The following is an 18,130-nucleotide window of genomic DNA, read 5'->3' on the forward strand; positions in this document are numbered from 1 at the left end:
CTTTGGAGAACAACTATCAGTTTGAGCTTACGCGTAGTTTTTCTCAAACTCTTGCATGAAGTCTACTAACGCTTGAACGCCTTCTAGCGGCATTGCGTTATAAATGGATGCTCGCATACCACCAACTGCTCGGTGACCTTTTAGCGCTTTCAGCCCTTTAGAGTCTGCTAACTCAAGGAAGGTTGCATCCAGTTCAGGCTTAGCAAGTTGAAATGGAACGTTCATCAAAGAACGGTTCGCTGAGTGCACGCCATTACGGTAGAAATCAGACTGATCGATGTAATCATACAGTAGCGCGGCTTTAGCGCGGTTCACTTGCTCAATCGCTTTTACTCCGCCCTGTCCCTTCAGCCATTTGAAAACAAGACCAGACAGGTACCATGCAAAGGTTGGTGGCGTGTTGAACATTGATTCTTTTTCTGCCAAAACAGTGTAATCCAAGATACTTGGTAGAACCTGCTTCGCCATACCTAATAAATCATCGCGCACGATAGCAATAGCAATGCCGGAAGGACCAATATTTTTCTGAGCGCCCGCGTAAATCACACCGTATTTAGACACATCGATCTCACGAGAAAGAATTGTCGAAGACATGTCAGCAACAATCGGTTTGTCGGTGATAGGAAGATCGTTAATCTCAATACCATCAATGGTCTCATTTGGACAGAAGTGAACGTAAGCCGCTTCTGGAGCAATTTTCCATTCACTTGCAGGTAGAACCGCGACTTTCCCGTTGATTTCTGTTTTTGCATCAAACACGTCTGGTTCGCAGTATTTTTTCGCTTCAGCTACCGCGCTTTCAGCCCAATAACCACCATCGATGTAAGTTGCCGTATCGGCATCACCAAGTAAGTTTAGAGGAACAGCAGCAAACTGAGCACGAGCACCACCTTGGCAGAACAGCACTTTATAGTTGTCCGGAATATTCAGAAGATCACGTAAATCCTGCTCGGCTTCTTCTGCAACTTTGATGAACTCTTTGCTTCGGTGGCTGATTTCCATGACCGAAGTGCCAAGACCTTGCCAATCGATTAGTTCCTTTTGTGCTTGCTGCATAACTGCTTTAGGCAGACCTGCTGGCCCTGCACTGAAGTTAAATACGTTGTCCGTATTTTGTTCCATGATGCTCATTGCTCCTGCTATGTAAATATTACGAAATTAATATCACGTTTTCGCAGTGATAAAAACAAGAAAAGAGGTCTTACGACCTCTTTTTAAAGACTAAGCGTTGAATTGGAACAAATTCGCAACAACACGAATTACTGTTGTTGCATCAAAGCAGGCATAAGTAGAGCCACCAATGGGAACTCATGCCCATTTTCGAACTTCAATTTGCCTTCACCAATTTCTGCTTTTAATTGATAACCGCCCTCTACTTTTTCGATCAACTCCATAATAAGGAGCTCATCAATCCCTTCTTGAATAAATGGGTAATGCGTTACTAATTCATCAGAGAAGTAAGTGCTAAGTTCACCAGTAGTGGCCGTTACCAACTTCATTGGATCTTGAGTAATATGCTCAGTACCTTCAGGGATGGATAGTTGCCACTCATTGTGGAACTTGCCGTCACCGAACGCGAGTGAAAGCTCGTTCACGGATAAATCAAAACCTTTGCTAAACAGCGTATCGAAATGCGGCAATAAATTCGCAATTTCCTGCTCATCTAACATAGGAGAGCTTTGATAGATAGACATAATTTGATCAAAAGACTGGCTATCCACATCTGCAATTGAGAAATCCAACTTAAAGTTATCGACATCCGTCCCATCAGTTAAACGTAGTTTCTTAGCATCTAGGTTTAATTGACTGTTCAGCTTATCACCAGACTCACTCATCGTAGTGTTACCACGGTAGCTCGCATTTTCAATCAAAAAGACAGGCGTTAAGTTCGCATCAACCACATCTAGCTTCTCTAGAGAGAAAGATTGCTCGCCTAACCAGTAGCCTTTTGCTTGCTTTCCTTTACCTTGCCCTGTCAATGCATTCAGATGAAGCTCTTCACCGTTTTCAAAATCCACTTGAACAGAAGGAACGGAAACTTGGTAATTGAGATCACCCAATACCGTAACATCACCTGTTACTTTTGCAGGGCTTGTAGAAACAGAAACGCCTTGCGCTTCGTTACGATAATGCCAACTGTTTAGGTCGAGGATAAATGCTGTATTGCCATTTAGTTGAGTCTGGCTATGCATCGTGAGAGGCAAAAAGTCATTGTCCACCAATTTTGAATCTGCTGTTAGGCTTGTTAGACCGTGGCTAACATCACTGGTTACGTCAAACGTCGTTGGCATACCATCACGCTCTAACTGCGTTTTAAGCTCAGGATCAACAACTGAATAACGAGTCAGCACGACTGAAGACAAATAGCCACGCTGATACTCGACCACTTCGCCTTTAATCATTTCATCATTCATATTGGTAATACCATCTTCAATGATGGACTGACCAATTTGTCCGACAGCCAATGGCCAACACAGTGCTAATGAGATAGCACCACCAATGGCGCCGATTTTTTTAAGATTTTGCATAACGTCACTTATTAGATATTTTCGGTCAGTCTACCCCAAACCACCTGCGGAGAAAACATTGAGACAAATCAGACTATTGATGCTTATTCTAGTCCATTAATCAGGAATCATACTTGGCTCCCACTCATCATGTCCTTTTATTGTTAAAGTTTGCGTGGCGAAGTTTTAACCGGAGCTAAAACATCTGTGAATCGTTATGCTGTGTTGTGTCTCGACAACAACCCAATCAGTGCTGAACAGTTTCGATTGGAGCTGTCTGCCTTCTCAAGTAAGTTTGATATTTTTTCTGTCGAATCGATAGAAGAGGCTCAAAGCGCTTTAGAGTATCTAGAAGAAAGAGAACAGACTGTTGCTTTAGTTATAGCGAGCCATCACGCTCATTTTAACGGCGTGGATTTTCTTATTGGTTTAGACCGGATGCCACATACCGAGCAAGCAAGAAAAATTCTTATTAGCTGCTCGTCTGATATAGAGGCAATTCTCACTGCCGTTAATGAGGGCAGGCTCGACCACTGCCTCACTAAACCTTTGCCAGATCACGTCTTATTTAACACAGTGCAAAAAGAGCTGACCCAATTTATCTTGCGAAATGGCAAAGAAGACCTGCTAAGTTACAGTCAGATATTGGATCATCACAGCTTGTTGCGAGCGCACATCAATAACCAGATGAGCCATTATCAAGCCGGATTCTTACACGACTACCACTCGATGTCTGATGCCGAGTTAGCCGAGCAAGTGATCTCCGCTCTCCAGCAATTTTTTAAAGATAATGACGAAACAAGAGCGTGCCGTACATACTCACCTGAACACTTATTAACCGTGGAAGGCGAGCCAAATTGCTTTTTGTGGTTTATCACCGAAGGTGAAGTGGCTCTGTACAAGCGCGATGAGCAAGGCATGCAGCGAGAGGTTGTACGCCATAACAAAGGGAATATTGTCGGAGGCATGTCGTTTGTTACTGGGGAATGTTCTTTCTCGACAGCTCTGACACTAACCAAAACAGAAGTTATCAAACTCGATCGCAACGTATTCAATAAAGTGATGCAAAGCGACTCAAACTTACTGCCTCTTTTTACAAACTTGCTCTTACGCCACTTCAACCGCCGATTGCAAAGAAGCATCAACACCAAACTGCAACTTCAAAAAACGCTCGAATCTTTAGAATCAGCCCACCAGCAGCTCATTGAAAGAGAAAAAATGGCGATGCTTGGTCAATTGGTTGCGGGAGTGGCACACGAACTAAACAATCCAGTAGCCGCGATATTAAGGGGCGTAGAGAATTTAACGCATACGCTAGAACGATTACTTAACGATGCGCCCAGTTCCGATATACAAAGCAAAGGCATTGAATTACTGAGCAAAGCGCAAACCTCAAAACCCGCTTCAACCGCCGAGCTCAGATCACGCGTAAAAGCGCTTAGCCATACACTTCCAGACAGAGCATTAGCTAAGAAAGTGGTGAGCCTTGGTTTAGAATCCGATCACGAGCTACTTACCCAACTAACGAGAACGCAGCAAGCGTCTTATCATGCCCTCAATACACTTGAGCAATACCACAAAGCAGGTTCCACACTTCGCTCAATTAATGTCTGTGCAGCACGAATTGCTGATATGGTAAAAAGCCTGAAAGGATATGCTCGGTCAAATGATGAAACCCTGCACTATGCCGATATTCATGAGGGTATTGAAGACACCTTGGTGATTTTCGAGAACAAATTAAAAATGCACCAAGTTTCAACCGACTATGCAAACTTGCCTTCCATCCTTTGTCAACCGATCGCACTCCAACAGGTGTGGACGAACTTGGTCTCTAACGCCATTGACGCATTTCCTGAGAAAGGTGTGTTAAACATACAAACACGCCTTGTAGAAAAAGAGCATACACATTATGCCGTTATCTCATTTGAAGATAATGGATATGGTATTCCTGAGTCGCAAAGAGACGCCATTTTCGAGCTGAACTTCACCACAAAAAAAGAAGGTAATTTTGGCTTAGGCATTGGGCTGTCCATCTGCCAGCAAATCGTGACAGCACATAAGGGATGGATTGACGTCGAATCAGAGCTCGACAAGTTCACACGAATGACAGTCTGGTTACCAGTCATCGAAAAAGGAGATGAAATATGACCAAGTATTTAATTTTATGTGTCGATGACGAACGAGAAGTCTTGGATAGCGTGCTCCAGGATCTCGCTCCCTTTGAGGAACATTTTATTGTCGAGGGAGCGGAATCAGTCACTGAAGCAAGGCAAGTGATCGAGGAAATGGCGGAAGAAGAAGTTCAGCTTGCGCTCATTTTATGTGACCACATTATGCCGGAACAAACTGGGATCAGCTTCTTAATCGAACTCAGTCAAAATGGTGACACAAAAGCAGCGCGCAAAGTTTTACTCACAGGACAAGCCGGTTTGGAAGACACCGTAGAAGCCGTAAATAACGCGAGTCTCGATTATTACATTGCCAAACCTTGGAAAGGCGAAGCATTGAGAAAGGCAATCGTGTCTCAGCTTACCGCGTTTGTGATTGAGAATGATGATAACCTGCTATCCTGGACTCAAACCCTTGATTCTGAGGCAATCCTCAACGCCATGGCAGAAAGAAGAGCAAGCTTTGGCGAGTAATAAAGTGTTTGGTTCTAACTTGAACTCAACGATGCTCATTGCACCACCTAACCTCGCATAGTCGAACGAGGTTAGAAAAACATCGTTACTTGTCCGAGTGAAATTCTCGGACACTACGTATATGGCGTAGTTTTTGCTTAAACCAAGGAACTATTAAGTTAATTGACAAAACATCGACACATTTTTGTTGGTCGTCGACCTTCCTTTTTATTATGATGTCGGACAAATCAGATTACGGTTCAAGTGGTTGCTTGAATCCATGGAAATAATGAACAAGGTTTATCGTTAGTTATGCGTAAAACACTATTAGCCGCTGCCTTACTAGTGGCATCAAGCCATGCCCTAGCTGCAAACGATCGCAATGCGCCAGCAACTATGAGCAACTTTAGCTACGACTATTTCGAAGCACGTATTGGCGCAAGTCCTGTGACATTTGGTGCTGGATTCAGCAAATCAATTCACCCGAACGCGCATGTGATTGCTCGTATTGACTCTGAGTTTGAAAGTGATTTTGACTCAGCTGCAGGCTTTGGCTTCCATTCTCCGCTAAACAACTGGGCAGATCTTACTGGTGAAATGCTAATGCGCGTTGTGCAACCTTCGAATGAGAGCAGCACAGATGTTGGTATGGAGCTTAACTTAGGTGTTCGTCAATGGTTGGGCCCTCAATTAGAAGTAGGCGGCAAAGTCGGCTACGTTTCTATCGATAACGATGACGATTGGACTGGCTCTGCCTACGCTCGATTCCACTCAACAGAGCTTTTCTCTTTGGGTGCTGAAGCACGTATCAACGATTTTTACGGTGATCAGGTAATGTTCACTACGCGTTTTAAGTTTTAAGATTTGTGCTGTAAGAAAAGAGCAAATTAAAAAAACAAAAACCGAGGTCTCTGCCTCGGTTTTTTTGTCTAATTTAATGACTAACTCAATGAAGTGGTAAAAAACTTCAACGTCCTTTTTCCGCTTTTCACACTTGCCTTTACGACCCGCTAACTCCATCGAAACGAGTCAATCATTGTGCGATCAGCTTCGCTTAGTCACACAGTGCCAATAACTGTTTTTTACGCGGCTCTTGGATCAGTTTCCAATGTACGCCATCAGTTGCACCAGCAAATTTCCACAGTAGCTTTACATCAACATCATTACCGTAAGCCGTTTTAACTTTGTTGAAGACTTTTACAGGTCCAAGTTCTAAAAAGGTTTCTACGTCATCAACACCGGCTTTCTTGACCATACGTTCAAGGGTTAGTTGCATGTTGGGTAAGTCTCTTAAGCGTCTACTGGCAGAGGACTTTTGATATTTCCGTTCCTTAATTGAGTATTCAATTGATTTCTGTACCAGTTCATCAAGCCCTACATATCCGGATTCGAATAAATCGGTTACATCATAATAATTTACGGTTGCCGTCGTCTGTTTTTTGACGTGCTTATACTTCTCACAGCTCAGTTGAGTAAACACTTCATCTAGCCCATTACCACCACGTAAGTAGCAGCAATCATTGCTGACAAGCGCAAACATAGCATCATCGGTGAATAAACCAATACCACCGAACATAGAACGTTTTTGGTACTCACTGAAGGTGCGTACATATTTAAAAAAAGCTTGGTCTGTCATGTCCATTGACCTCTTTAATCTGAATAAATTACCCCGATTAGCGATGTCACCAGATAAACAGCAGCTTATAGCGAATTATAAATGTCGATTTGTTGGCGATATTTTTGTGAGTTGTGCTCACCAACTTGCTTAATCATACTTAACGTTGAAAAATAAGTTAGGACATAGGTCACATATAAAAAAGTATAAATTCTGCATACGTGATTAGTTTCACACTTATTGTTCGTGTGGTGATATTTTTTTGACGCATAGCATGCCTAAAACGCGCCATCATTATGATCTCGCTGGCAATTACGGGCACATAATACGCATTTAATTGATAAAGAATACGCTGTAAGGGTACACTGTACGAAAGATCTCAAGTACAGCGTCACAATGGAACATTTATCATTTTTTTGGCTGCCAAATAATAAAGATAAGCTTATCAACGCACTGGAATCCGAGTTTGCTCAGCTGGTAGAACAGTCCATCTCCACGGGTAAGATTTCGTTACCTCCTATTCCTGATGTCGTGCTTAAAATTCAGCAGTTATGTGTCGAAGAACACACCACGATTGCCGATGTTGCTAACTGTTTATTGGAAGATCCCGGATTAGCAGCGGTCGTTTTACGAGTCGCTAACTCTGTGATTTTCAATCGCAGAAATATCACCTGCAACGACTTAACTACAGCGGTATCTCGTCTCGGAATACTTCGTGTACGTGATATTGTTACCGCACAAGCGATCGAGCAACTTAAACACTCAGTTAATCTCACTAAAGAATGCAATGCCATCTTGGTGAAGAGTGCGGCGATATCTCGTGAGCTCGGTGCCGTCATGGTGATGTTGGTTCAATCGTTTCGTAGCCACGAGCCAGGCACTTATGGTCATCTAGAGCAAGAAAAGGCGTTATTGGTCGGTCTATTAGCCGATATAGGGTTATTTTGCCTAATTAATGAGTACCACTTGTACTTAGATAGGGGTAATTACTTAGACCCAGATATTGCATTGCAGATCTTCCAAACACGTTGTTCTGCCACAAGTAAACTGGTACTTGAGCGTTGGGGGTTTGACAACGACTTCAGAGAAGTATCCTCAAATGAAAAATACGAGTTAACGCGACCAGAAGTGAGTTATCTCGACATCGCTAGAATTGCGCATCATTTATTGATGTTCCGCAATCACGATGAACGCATTGACGAACATGAAGTTGAATTCAACTTAACTGGTGCAGAAGTCTTGTATGAACTTAGTAACATGAGTGATACTGACTTCAATGATCAAATCCGTGCTGTACTCAATGCTAGCGGTTTGTAATTTATCGCTTTCTGATAATACCTTATCCGTGATAAAACGATTCGCTCAAGGCTGAGCTGTGTGTGGTGAAATGTCTTTAATTTCAACCGATAGATAATTTGATTTATGCGTGTTGATGTTATCTCAAAAAGGAATCATTGAGCTTTATGTTTTCAGGGATGCTATTTATTTTCGCTCCGCTTGTGGTGGGGTATCTAATTCCTATATCTCGATCTTCGTTATTGGAGAAGATCAATCAGTCAACGTCCTACCTTATTTACGTCATTTTGTCGTTGATGGGTCTTAGTTTGGCGGCGCTCGATAATTTAAGCAGCAACTTACAAAGTATTCTCCTCTATGCGAGTACGTTTTTTTTGTGTCTAAGTGCCTGCAACCTGTTGGCTCTGCCTATTATTGATAAAATTATTCCACTCCAGACCAATCAGAATCAAAAGAAGCTACCGTTATCTTCGATGGCTTTAGAGTCAGTTAAGCTTATCGTGGTCGTTGGCGGAGGGTTAGTGGTTGGCCTGCTGTTACCCATTGATTTGAGTTGGGTAGATACAGCAAGCGAATGGATACTCTTTCTACTTCTATTTTTTATTGGTATTCAGCTGCGCAATAGTGGACTTACTCTGCGTCAAATCCTATTAAATAAACAAGGAATGGCCATTGCGGCTGTTGTCATCGCAACATGTATGCTTGGTGGCGTTCTTGCAGCGGTGCTTTTGGATCTTCCTCTTTATCAAGCACTCGCAATGGCTTCAGGTTTTGGCTGGTATTCACTCGCAGGTATTTTAATGGGTGACGCTTTTGGTCCGGTATTTGGTGGCGCGTCGTTCTTGATTGAATTGATGAGAGAGTTAGTCGCACTGGTTGCCATTCCTCTCTTTATTCGTAGCTATCCGTGCACCGCAATTGGTTATGCCGGTGCAACAGCAATGGACTTCACCCTACCCGTTATTCAAACTACCGGTGGTGTGCGTTGTGTTCCTGTTGCTATCGTTAGCGGCTTTATTTTGAGTTTATTGGTACCAGTTATGATGCTTTTCTTTGTATCACTTGCTAGCTAGATCTCAGGTTTTCGCTTTAACATCCATTACAATACGGCAAAAATTTAAATACCCAGTTAACGTCAAAGTGGTCAATATTTTTTGGCAAGACCCCTCTTTCTTTTCGTCATTCAGCCCAACGATTTGTCACGACCAAATAGAAAGAAGGGAGAAACATCAACTGATGTGCATTGCGTTAATAAAGGGATAACAACCAGAAGGAAGAAGAATGAAACGCTTTGTCGTTGCAGCGCTCCTCGCTACAAGCTCAACTTTTACGCTTGCCGCAGATCAACAATGTCTTGCTAGCAAATACGATGGCTACGTCGATGCCTCACTACAGTGGTATCAAGATCTTGTTGATTTGACGGTTACCCAATATCCAGATCTGAAAGAAGTGAGTCAATGGTTCTTGGATGGACGTAAACATCACTTTGAATTAAACCGCGAAGCGGTTCACTACTTTCTAGAGAACGACCCTAGCCGCGTTGCGACGGAACAGCCAATCGAAGCATGGTTAAAACTAGAGCAACATGACGTTAAGCAGTTAGCGACCCGAAGCGATAAGTTAGGTGAAGTTGCAAAACAGACATTTAGCGACCGTCAATCAACTAACCACCCCAAAAACTACGAGCTTCGTTCAGCATTCGCTGATCTGCTTAGTCATCCCCAACAAATTGATACCGCACTTAATAAGTACAATCAGTCAATAGAAAAGATTGAAAAGCAGAAATGTGACTAAGGTTGCTCGCATTAGTCGTTGATTAGCATTCAAAAACACTAGAATGTTTTAACGTACTCAATCTAGAATTTTTTAATGTGAATATCGTAACCTTCACCTAAAATTTTCATTTCTACAACTTGGGTTTCAACAATTAAAACGGGACTTTGCGCCCGTTTTAGTTTAGATTGTGCCGCTCGCATTACCAAAATAACTACAAAGATTCTTTGCTATGGTTAAGGAACAAAAAACCGCTGATGTTAGCTTTGAGAGCTTGCTAAAGATCTTCACTGTCCCAGAAGGTCCGGACTCAACGTTAACTAAAATTGACGAGAGCCTCTCGCGAAATCTAAATCAATTTCTTCGTGAACACATCGTGGCAGAAGAAAAGCCTTTACGCGAAATCGAAAAAGACTTTTCTTCTGCTCAGATTCCTGAGCAGCCAGAGTTCGTGTCAGATCATACAGAGCACTTACTCGACACTTTGGTGTCGCACTCAGTTCACACATCTTCACCAAGCTTCATTGGTCATATGACATCGGCACTGCCTTATTTCTTGATGCCACTGTCAAAGATCATGATCGCCTTAAACCAAAACCTGGTAAAAATAGAGACTTCCAAAGCCTTTACGCCACTTGAGCGTCAAGTTTTGGGTATGCTGCATCGCTTGATATATGGTCAGAATGATACGTTTTACAATCAGTGGATGCACAGTGCAAACCACTCATTAGGCGCATTTTGTTCCGGCGGCACCATTGCCAATATCACTGCGCTTTGGGTAGCACGTAACAAAGCGTTAAGAGCCAATGGCTCATTTAAAGGCGTTGAAAAGGAAGGCCTTTTTAAAGCCATGAAGCACTATGGCTATGATGGCTTAGCGGTGCTAGTGTCTGAGCGTGGTCACTACTCCCTTAAGAAAGCAGCCGATGTATTAGGGCTAGGCCAAGAGGGCTTGGTTGCGGTTAAAACCGATGCCAACAACCGTATTATTGTCAACGACCTGAAAGCGAAAATTGTTGAGCTCGAAAAACAAAACATCAAGCCTATTGCTGTTATTGGTGTGGCTGGCACAACAGAGACAGGTAATGTTGATCCATTGCCTGAAATCGCTGAAGTCTGCCAAGCTCACAGCTGTCACTTCCATGTGGATGCCGCATGGGGTGGCGCAACACTGATGTCTAACCATCACCGTCATCTTCTTAAAGGTGTGGAAATGGCAGACTCAGTAACTATTGATGCACACAAGCAGCTCTATATCCCGATGGGCGCTGGTATGGTTCTGTTCAAAGACCCTGACGCAATGAAATCCATAGAGCATCACGCTCAATATATATTGCGCAAAGGTTCAAAAGACCTAGGCAGCCATACACTAGAAGGCTCACGTTCGGGCATGGCGATGTTGGTCTACGCCGCAATGCACATCATAAGTCGCCCAGGTTACGAGCTTCTGATTGACCAAAGCATTGAAAAAGCTCGATACTTTGCGGATTTAATCAAACAGCAAGATGATTTCGAGTTAGTTTCTGAACCAGAGCTTTGTCTGCTCACATACCGTTATTTGCCGCCATTCATCCGTGAAGCATTAGCACAAGCAGAAGGCTCACAAAAAGAACAACTGAATGAGCTGATCAATGAGTTAACACAGTTTATTCAAAAGCGTCAGCGCGAAACGGGCAAATCGTTCGTTTCACGTACAAGACTGAACCCAGACCAATGGCAACGCATGAATACGATAGTGTTTCGAGTGGTTTTGGCAAATCCACTGACCACAAAAGAAATTTTGAGCTCAGTGCTTGATGAACAACGCGAAATCGCCAAGCAAGCACCAAATTTGATGAAAAGAATTCAACAGCTGGTTGTTGATATTCAATCGTCTTAACAGCCAGATCGAGTTACATCAATTTGAAATTTTTTTTCGTTTTGATGTAACTCAAACATCATTATCGTGCGACTAGCGCAACAAAACTTCGTTTACACATCCAATTCTGTAGTTTTTACAACATTTTGTTTGAGGCCTGTCAAATTCTCACTAAATAGTACCCGTTATTGGTTTAGACTGATTGAAGATCAGGTTTATACTGATTCTATGGCGCTGGTTGTTTTCGTTAACGCCCCACTCTACTCCGGAATCTTCGTGTTTCCTTTCGTTAGCAGAGCCAGCGAGTTGTTCTCTATACCCTCGTGAACACTATGAATACATTAGAAAAAATTCAAAAAAACCTGGAGAATTTCAGTAAGTCAGAGCGCAAAGTTGCGGAAGTAATTATGGCGTCTCCACAAACTGCAATTCATTCAAGCATTGCAACGCTGGCTAAAATGGCTGACGTTAGTGAGCCCACTGTAAACCGCTTCTGTCGTCGTCTGGACACCAAGGGCTTTCCAGATTTTAAGCTTCACTTGGCACAGAGCCTAGCAAACGGCACCCCTTACGTTAACCGTAATGTGGAAGAAGACGATGGCCCAGACGCGTACACCCATAAGATTTTCGAATCGACGATGGCCTGTTTAGATGTCGCGAAAAATAGCCTAGATCCAATGCAAGTGAACCGTGCGGTCGATTTGCTAACGCAAGCGAAGCGCATTTCATTCTTTGGCCTTGGTGCATCATCTTCTGTTGCCCGAGACGCACAAAACAAGTTTATTCGCTTTAATATTCCAATTACTTGTTTTGAAGATATTGTTATGCAGCGCATGAGTTGTATCAACTGCAGTGATAATGATGTTGTGGTTCTTATTTCTCATACCGGTCGAACAAAGAGTCAGGTAGAAATAGCGAACCTTGCTCGTGAAAATGGCGCAACGGTTATTGCGATTACAGCGAAGGATTCTCCTCTAGAAAAGGCAAGCTCGCTGGCCATCACGCTCGATATTCCAGAAGATACCGACGTTTACATGCCAATGGCAAGCCGGGTTGTACAAATGACAGTGATTGATGTGCTAGCAACTGGCTTCACTCTTCGCCGTGGTACAGGTTTCCGTGAGAACCTAAAACGCGTAAAAGATGCGTTGAAAGACAGTCGCTATGACAAACTAAGCCAGTACTAAGCACTAAAGCTTAGTCAATACTTTATCTAGGGGAGCTCAAGGCTCCCCTTTTGTTTTAATGCCGCTAAGGGAGCAATCACCCTAAGTCGTTGACACTCGATAAGTCCGTTCTTGATTCCAGTACTTCAACAGAACTGACATGTTGTGCACTCTCTGCTACACACTCTCCACTACAATCACAGACTTGCTGCAATATGTGTATCAAACGTTCCTGATTAAGAGGTAAAGGATTCCCTTTGATTGCCATTGATTTAAGCGCATCATTCGCCACTTGCTCAAAAGAGGTTTGGCATACTCCAAATTGAGCCAGTAGCGGTAACGCTAACTTATCTAGCACCATATTTACCCAAAGAATTCCATCGTGTTCGTTAGCATTTACTCGCTCAGTGACTAATTGGGCCAGCTTACGATAACGACTTATCACATCATTCCTACCCGCGAGTTTAGCAGCGTTAATGTTCTCCTGCATCACGTGCGGAGCTAGGCGAGCCGTAATAACGCTATGGGGGGCGTCTAACTTGCCTCCTAACGCCGATGCTAACCCATGAGCAGCACCTAATTTGGCATTAGTAATCGCCATACCACCAAGCAATGCAGCGAACGATAAATCAGAGCGCGCCTTATGATTATCTTGCTTACAAGCGGCAATCACTGAACGGCTTAAACGGCGTAGCCCCTCTTCGCAGACCATATCAGTAAGAGGGTTTGGCTCACCACACACATACGCTTCCATTAAATGAGTGAACGCATCCATTGCGCCACGTCCAGATGTGTATTGGTCGGTCCCGTAAGTAAGTGTCGGGTCTACAATGGCAACGTCTGCGAGCATATCAGGGCTTCGAAGACTCACTTTCACTTTATCTTGTCCAGATTTCAGCACAGCATTTCTGGTCACTTCTGAACCAGTGCTTGCTGTCGTAGGAATTGCAATAAAATGAAGAGGCTTTGCTTTTAAAGGGACGCTTCTTCCTACCACTTCTACGTAATCGTAAACATTGCCTTGATTGGGAATAATGGCAGCTAAGGCTTTGCCCATATCGATGACGCTGCCACCACCTATCGCAACCACCATATCAGGTTGGAATTTTCTACCGAGCACTGCGGTCTCTTCTACCATCGTGATGTATGGTTCACCAACGATAGCTACGTGCTGGTAACGCATATTTTGAGCTTTAAGATATTGGATAATGGGGGCGGCTCGTTGGGTATCCTGCCCAGTAACCAGCAAAACACTGTAGCCAAATTGGTTAATAACGGACAATGAAGATTGAAGTGCACCTTCACCAAATATAATCCTTGTTGCAGTCATAAACTGAAACATACACACCCTCCCAAAAGAATATACCCAAATAACCTCTCGCCCTCTGATTTAACACTTATGTAAGAGTTGAAGTTATTTGCGTATAGCCAAAATAGATTGCTATTTTTTTAAACAAAAAAAATTGACCAATTCCACCTTGCCATCATTAACCCTTTAGAATGTATGTTTTTTATGCGTCACTTCACATACTTCAGAGCCGTAAAATAAGCACGCGCGTTTAGTTTTTATTCGATAGATTTCACCTATAGAACCAAGAGGTAATTGCCGCTTTATTTCCGTATCTGGATCGGGCATAGTTACTCCAACAAAAGAAAGCGCACTCAGCCGCTATGTTTTGTACGCTTTCAAAAAAGAATAGATTTAGGAGAAATAAGATTATGTTCGTTGTTATCTTTGGTCGCCCTGCATGTCCTTTCTGTGTTCGTGCAAAAGAGCACGCAGAAACGCTAAAAGCAAAACGTGATGACTTCAACTACCGTTACGTTGATATTCACGCTGAGGGTATTTCTAAAGCAGATCTTGAGAAAACAGTTGGTAAACCAGTTGAAACCGTTCCCCAGATCTTTATCGACCAAGAGCACATCGGTGGCTGCGACGAATTCGAAGCATACGCGAAAGAGCACCTAGGTCTATTTGACGAGTAATAAAGACTGTTTTCAAAAAAGCCGCTTCATGCGGCTTTTTTATTATTTTTCAGCTGGTTATTACGTTAAGTCAACTAATGGTAAAACCTAAAAAAATTCACTTATCTTTTTGCTATATTTAGTTACAATTCACAGTTCTTAATCTTTTTTGGCACACACTCTACCGAGCCACACAGTGAACATAGACGTCGTATACCTTCTTGAGCAAAACCCTATCCTTCTAATCTTCGTCGTATTAGCCATTGGCCTTGCCATCGGAAAAATTCGATTTGGCAAATTACAATTAGGCAACTCTATTGGCGTTCTTATTACCTCTTTGGTAATGGGCCACCTTGGTTTCTCATTTAATGCAGAAGCTTTAACCATTGGCTTTATGCTGTTTATCTACTGCGTTGGCATTGAAGCTGGACCAAACTTTTTTGGTATATTCTTCAGAGATGGTAAGCATTATTTTATTTTAAGCATGACTGTTCTCGTGTCTGCGGTCAGCTTAACGTATGGTTTGAGTCACTATTTCGGCCTCGATTTTGGCTTATCCGCCGGTATGATGGCAGGCGCATTGACCGCAACGCCAGTACTGGTTGGTGCACAAGATGCTCTTAACTCTGGCCTTGCGACTATACCGCGGAATATGGAATTTTCTCTGGTATTAGAAAATCTATCCGTAGGCTACGCGATGGCTTATCTGGTCGGCTTAATTAGCATGATCATGTTTGCTAAATTGTTGCCAAAACTGCAAAAACAAAACCTTTCTGACTCCGCGCAGCAAATCGCACAAGAGCGTGGCCTTGGAAATTCAAGCCAGAGAAAAGTGTATTTACCCATTATTCGAGCTTACCGAGTGGGCCCAGAGCTAATTGACTGGACTGATGGTAAAAACTTGCGAGAACTGGGTATTTATCGTCAAACTGGCTGTTACATTGAACGAATCCGTCGCAATGGTATTCTCGCCCACCCAGATGGTGATGCTATCTTGCAAGAGGGAGATGAAATTGCACTGGTTGGCTTCCCTGACAGCCATGCTCGATTAGACCCTAGCTTCCGTAATGGTAAAGAAGTATTCGACCGTAACTTGCTTGATTTACGCATCGTTGAAGAAGAAATCGTCGTAAAAAGTGACGCTATCGCTGGTAAACGTTTATCGGATTTGAATTTGTCTGAGTTTGGCTGTTTCTTAAACCGCGTAGTTCGCGCTCAGATTGAAATGCCTATGGACTTAGACATTGTGCTCGCTAAAGGGGACGTCCTTCAAGTGAGCGGCGAGAAAAGCCGAGTACATGGACTGGCGGAAAAAATCGGTTTCATCTCGATCCACAGTCAAATGGCCGATTTGCTCGCTTTTTGTAGCTTCTTTATTTTGGGTATTCTGTTTGGCCTCATCACAATGACGTTCGGTCAGGTGTCTTTCAGTTTGGGTAATGCGGTGGGTCTTCTGTTGTCCGGTATTACGCTTGGTTTCTTACGAGCAAATCACCCTACTTTCGGTTATGTCCCACAAGGGGCGCTGAATATGGTCAAAGATCTAGGGTTAATGTTCTTTATGGTGGGAATTGGTCTAAGTGCAGGTGGAAAGATGTTCGAGCACCTAACGCAAGTAGGACCAAAAGTCATTGGTTTGGCATTTATTGTCAGTGTTGTGCCTGTAGTTCTGGCTTACTTAGTTGGCGCACACGTACTCAAGATGAACCGTGCTCTGCTCTTCGGTGCCATTATTGGCGCCCGTACTTGCGCTCCAGCTATGGATGTCGTTAACGACTACGCTAAGTCCACCATCCCTGCCCTTGGTTATGCGGGTACCTATGCGATTGCGAATATTTTAATGACGCTAGCTGGTACGATTCTGATAATACTAAGTTAATACTCACTTTGACTATGAAATACAAAAAGGCGCTCAATGAGCGCCTTTTGTTTATTGGTTATCTAGTCTGTGATTCGATTAGATTTGAATGAAGTCTGCTTCAACTGCTGGATTCACATCCGCTTCGTAATCTACGCCTTCAACGCCGAAACCAAATAGTTTCAAGAACTCTTCTTTGTACTCAACGTAGTCAGTCAGCTCTTTTAGGTTCTCAGTCGTAATTTGAGGCCATAGCTCACGACAGTGCTGCTGAATGTCGTCACGAAGTTCCCAGTCATCCAGACGTAGGCGGTTCATCTCATCAACTTCTGCCGCGCTACCGTCTTCTTTGTATAGACGTTGGCTGAACATACGGTAGATTTGTTCCATACAGCCTTCGTGTACACCTTCTTCGCGCATTTTCTTGAATACCATTGCGATGTACAGTGGCATAACAGGAATTGCAGAACTCGCCTGAGTTACAACAGATTTAAGTACCGCAACATTGGCACTACCACCTGTTGCTGCTAACTTGTCGTTTAGCGCTTTCGCTGCACGGTCTAGGTCCATTTTTGCTTTACCTAGTGCACCATCCCAATAAATTGGCCAAGTTAGCTCAGTACCAATGTAGCTGTACGCGACGGTCTTACAACCTTCAGCAAGAACACCAGCATCAGACAACGCATTGATCCAAAGTTCCCAATCTTCACCGCCCATTACAGTGACAGTGTCTTTGATTTCTTCTTCTGTTGCAGGCTCAACGCTAGCTTCGATGATCACATCTTTGTTGGTATCAACAGCCGTTGATGTGTAAGTTTCACCGATAGGTTTAAGAGATGAACGAACTAATTCACCAGTTTCTGGCATTTTACGTACTGGAGATGCCAGTGAGTAAACCACCATATCGATTTGACCTAAGTCTTCTTTGATCAGCAGCTCGATAGTTTTCTGTTTCGCTTCATTTGAGAAAGCGTCGCCGTTTAAGCTTTTTGCGTACAGACCTTCTTCACGCGCTAGCTTTTCAAAAGCAGCGGCATTGTAAAAACCTGCTGTACCTGGCTTCTTCTCAGTACCTTCTTTTTCGAAGAAAACACCGATAGTTGATGCACCGCCACCAAATGCCGCAGCGATACGAGAAGATAGACCGTAGCCACTTGATGCACCAACAACAAGAACACGCTTAGGTGCGTTTTTGATTGGACCTTGCGCTTTGGTGTACGCAATTTGTTCTTTTACGTTAGCTTCACAACCAACAGGGTGCGTTGTAGTACAGATAAATCCACGAATTCTAGGTTTGATGATCATATTCAACTTCCTTTAAAAAACCTTGTTAGGATAAAAGTTTCGTTGGGATTTCGCGCATCTAATTTTCTGTAAAAATGCTCTTAAAAGGCAAGTGGTTGGAGCACTATCCCACCATCCACTCCCCAAGAATACAAAAAAGCACCTCATTGAGGTGCTTTTCTTAACA

15 protein-coding genes are annotated in these 18,130 nt (G+C 43.2%); 10 read left to right on the forward strand and 5 right to left on the reverse strand.

All coding sequences use genetic code 11. The features are described from left to right. Positions 1-27 precede the first annotated feature (27 nt). Together serC and J4N40_RS10475 are read right to left on the reverse strand one after the other, a co-directional pair. Positions 28-1,122: a 3-phosphoserine/phosphohydroxythreonine transaminase gene (gene serC / locus J4N40_RS10470; RefSeq protein WP_054574045.1), complete on the reverse strand. Its 1,095-nt coding sequence runs from the start codon at positions 1,120-1,122 to the stop codon at positions 28-30. Between the two features lie 137 nt (positions 1,123-1,259). After that, positions 1,260-2,528, reverse strand: a complete 1,269-nt coding sequence (locus J4N40_RS10475) for a DUF945 family protein (RefSeq protein WP_250654234.1) — start codon at positions 2,526-2,528, stop codon at positions 1,260-1,262. A gap of 186 nt (positions 2,529-2,714) precedes the next feature. Here J4N40_RS10475 and J4N40_RS10480 point away from each other — a divergent pair, with 186 nt between their 5' ends. The 3 genes from J4N40_RS10480 (at position 2,715) to J4N40_RS10490 (ending at position 5,989) form a co-directional block, all read left to right on the forward strand. After that, entirely contained in the window at positions 2,715-4,655 is a 1,941-nt protein-coding gene (locus tag J4N40_RS10480) for an ATP-binding protein (RefSeq protein WP_250654235.1), read from the forward strand. Continuing rightward, on the forward strand, positions 4,652-5,149 hold the full coding sequence (locus J4N40_RS10485) for a response regulator (protein WP_047100727.1): 498 nt from the start codon (positions 4,652-4,654) through the stop codon (positions 5,147-5,149). The genes J4N40_RS10480 and J4N40_RS10485 overlap by 4 nt, the downstream gene beginning before the upstream one ends. Positions 5,150-5,440: 291 nt before the next feature. Continuing rightward, positions 5,441-5,989 carry a hypothetical protein gene (locus J4N40_RS10490; protein ID WP_005378006.1) on the forward strand — a complete coding sequence of 183 codons (549 nt, stop codon included), beginning with the start codon at positions 5,441-5,443 and terminating at the stop codon, positions 5,987-5,989. Between the two features lie 193 nt (positions 5,990-6,182). Here J4N40_RS10490 and J4N40_RS10495 read toward each other — a convergent pair whose 3' ends face one another. Beyond that, positions 6,183-6,770 carry a TfoX/Sxy family DNA transformation protein gene (locus J4N40_RS10495; protein ID WP_005378007.1) on the reverse strand — a complete coding sequence of 196 codons (588 nt, stop codon included), beginning with the start codon at positions 6,768-6,770 and terminating at the stop codon, positions 6,183-6,185. Between the two features lie 369 nt (positions 6,771-7,139). On the opposite strand from J4N40_RS10495, the gene J4N40_RS10500 reads away from it, so the two are divergent. The 5 genes from J4N40_RS10500 to J4N40_RS10520 all read left to right on the forward strand — a co-directional run bounded on the left by J4N40_RS10500 (position 7,140) and on the right by J4N40_RS10520 (position 12,857). Continuing rightward, positions 7,140-8,060 (forward strand): HDOD domain-containing protein, encoded by a 921-nt coding sequence (locus J4N40_RS10500; RefSeq protein ID WP_025766846.1) that lies wholly within the window; start codon positions 7,140-7,142, stop codon positions 8,058-8,060. Between the two features lie 146 nt (positions 8,061-8,206). Next, positions 8,207-9,112 (forward strand): LysO family transporter, encoded by a 906-nt coding sequence (locus J4N40_RS10505; protein ID WP_005378011.1) that lies wholly within the window; start codon positions 8,207-8,209, stop codon positions 9,110-9,112. A gap of 208 nt (positions 9,113-9,320) precedes the next feature. Further along, positions 9,321-9,833 carry a hypothetical protein gene (locus J4N40_RS10510; RefSeq protein ID WP_017634875.1) on the forward strand — a complete coding sequence of 171 codons (513 nt, stop codon included), beginning with the start codon at positions 9,321-9,323 and terminating at the stop codon, positions 9,831-9,833. A 211-nt stretch (positions 9,834-10,044) separates the two neighbouring features. Continuing rightward, positions 10,045-11,691 (forward strand): pyridoxal-dependent aspartate 1-decarboxylase PanP, encoded by a 1,647-nt coding sequence (gene panP / locus J4N40_RS10515; RefSeq protein WP_025766849.1) that lies wholly within the window; start codon positions 10,045-10,047, stop codon positions 11,689-11,691. A gap of 311 nt (positions 11,692-12,002) precedes the next feature. Then, positions 12,003-12,857 (forward strand): MurR/RpiR family transcriptional regulator, encoded by an 855-nt coding sequence (locus J4N40_RS10520; protein WP_005378021.1) that lies wholly within the window; start codon positions 12,003-12,005, stop codon positions 12,855-12,857. Positions 12,858-12,933: 76 nt separating this feature from the next. Here J4N40_RS10520 and J4N40_RS10525 read toward each other — a convergent pair whose 3' ends face one another. Then, positions 12,934-14,178, reverse strand: a complete 1,245-nt coding sequence (locus J4N40_RS10525; protein WP_054576427.1) for an iron-containing alcohol dehydrogenase — start codon at positions 14,176-14,178, stop codon at positions 12,934-12,936. Between the two features lie 377 nt (positions 14,179-14,555). On the opposite strand from J4N40_RS10525, the gene J4N40_RS10530 reads away from it, so the two are divergent. Together J4N40_RS10530 and J4N40_RS10535 are read left to right on the forward strand one after the other, a co-directional pair. After that, on the forward strand, positions 14,556-14,822 hold the full coding sequence (locus J4N40_RS10530; RefSeq protein WP_005378026.1) for a GrxA family glutaredoxin: 267 nt from the start codon (positions 14,556-14,558) through the stop codon (positions 14,820-14,822). A gap of 175 nt (positions 14,823-14,997) precedes the next feature. After that, complete coding sequence (locus J4N40_RS10535; RefSeq protein WP_005378028.1) at positions 14,998-16,680, forward strand: aspartate:alanine antiporter; 1,683 nt, start codon at positions 14,998-15,000, stop codon at positions 16,678-16,680. A 78-nt stretch (positions 16,681-16,758) separates the two neighbouring features. Here J4N40_RS10535 and fabV read toward each other — a convergent pair whose 3' ends face one another. Next, entirely contained in the window at positions 16,759-17,964 is a 1,206-nt protein-coding gene (gene fabV / locus J4N40_RS10540) for an enoyl-ACP reductase FabV (RefSeq protein WP_250654236.1), read from the reverse strand. Positions 17,965-18,130 lie beyond the last annotated feature (166 nt).

The sequence above is a fragment of the Vibrio sp. SCSIO 43097 genome, assembly GCF_023650755.1.
Taxonomy (GTDB): domain Bacteria; phylum Pseudomonadota; class Gammaproteobacteria; order Enterobacterales; family Vibrionaceae; genus Vibrio; species Vibrio alginolyticus.

Excerpts from the sequence above, each read along its gene's own strand:
- serC (WP_054574045.1), bottom strand. The coding sequence starts at position 1,122 with ATGGAACAAAATACGGACAACGTATTTAACTTCAGTGCAGGGCCAGCA.
- J4N40_RS10475 (WP_250654234.1), bottom strand. The coding sequence starts at position 2,528 with ATGCAAAATCTTAAAAAAATCGGCGCCATTGGTGGTGCTATCTCATTA.
- J4N40_RS10485 (WP_047100727.1), top strand. The coding sequence starts at position 4,652 with ATGACCAAGTATTTAATTTTATGTGTCGATGACGAACGAGAAGTCTTG.
- J4N40_RS10490 (WP_005378006.1), top strand. The coding sequence starts at position 5,441 with ATGCGTAAAACACTATTAGCCGCTGCCTTACTAGTGGCATCAAGCCAT.
- J4N40_RS10495 (WP_005378007.1), bottom strand. The coding sequence starts at position 6,770 with ATGGACATGACAGACCAAGCTTTTTTTAAATATGTACGCACCTTCAGT.
- J4N40_RS10500 (WP_025766846.1), top strand. The coding sequence starts at position 7,140 with ATGGAACATTTATCATTTTTTTGGCTGCCAAATAATAAAGATAAGCTT.
- J4N40_RS10505 (WP_005378011.1), top strand. The coding sequence starts at position 8,207 with ATGTTTTCAGGGATGCTATTTATTTTCGCTCCGCTTGTGGTGGGGTAT.
- J4N40_RS10510 (WP_017634875.1), top strand. The coding sequence starts at position 9,321 with ATGAAACGCTTTGTCGTTGCAGCGCTCCTCGCTACAAGCTCAACTTTT.
- panP (WP_025766849.1), top strand. The coding sequence starts at position 10,045 with ATGGTTAAGGAACAAAAAACCGCTGATGTTAGCTTTGAGAGCTTGCTA.
- J4N40_RS10520 (WP_005378021.1), top strand. The coding sequence starts at position 12,003 with ATGAATACATTAGAAAAAATTCAAAAAAACCTGGAGAATTTCAGTAAG.
- J4N40_RS10525 (WP_054576427.1), bottom strand. The coding sequence starts at position 14,178 with ATGTTTCAGTTTATGACTGCAACAAGGATTATATTTGGTGAAGGTGCA.
- J4N40_RS10530 (WP_005378026.1), top strand. The coding sequence starts at position 14,556 with ATGTTCGTTGTTATCTTTGGTCGCCCTGCATGTCCTTTCTGTGTTCGT.
- fabV (WP_250654236.1), bottom strand. The coding sequence starts at position 17,964 with ATGATCATCAAACCTAGAATTCGTGGATTTATCTGTACTACAACGCAC.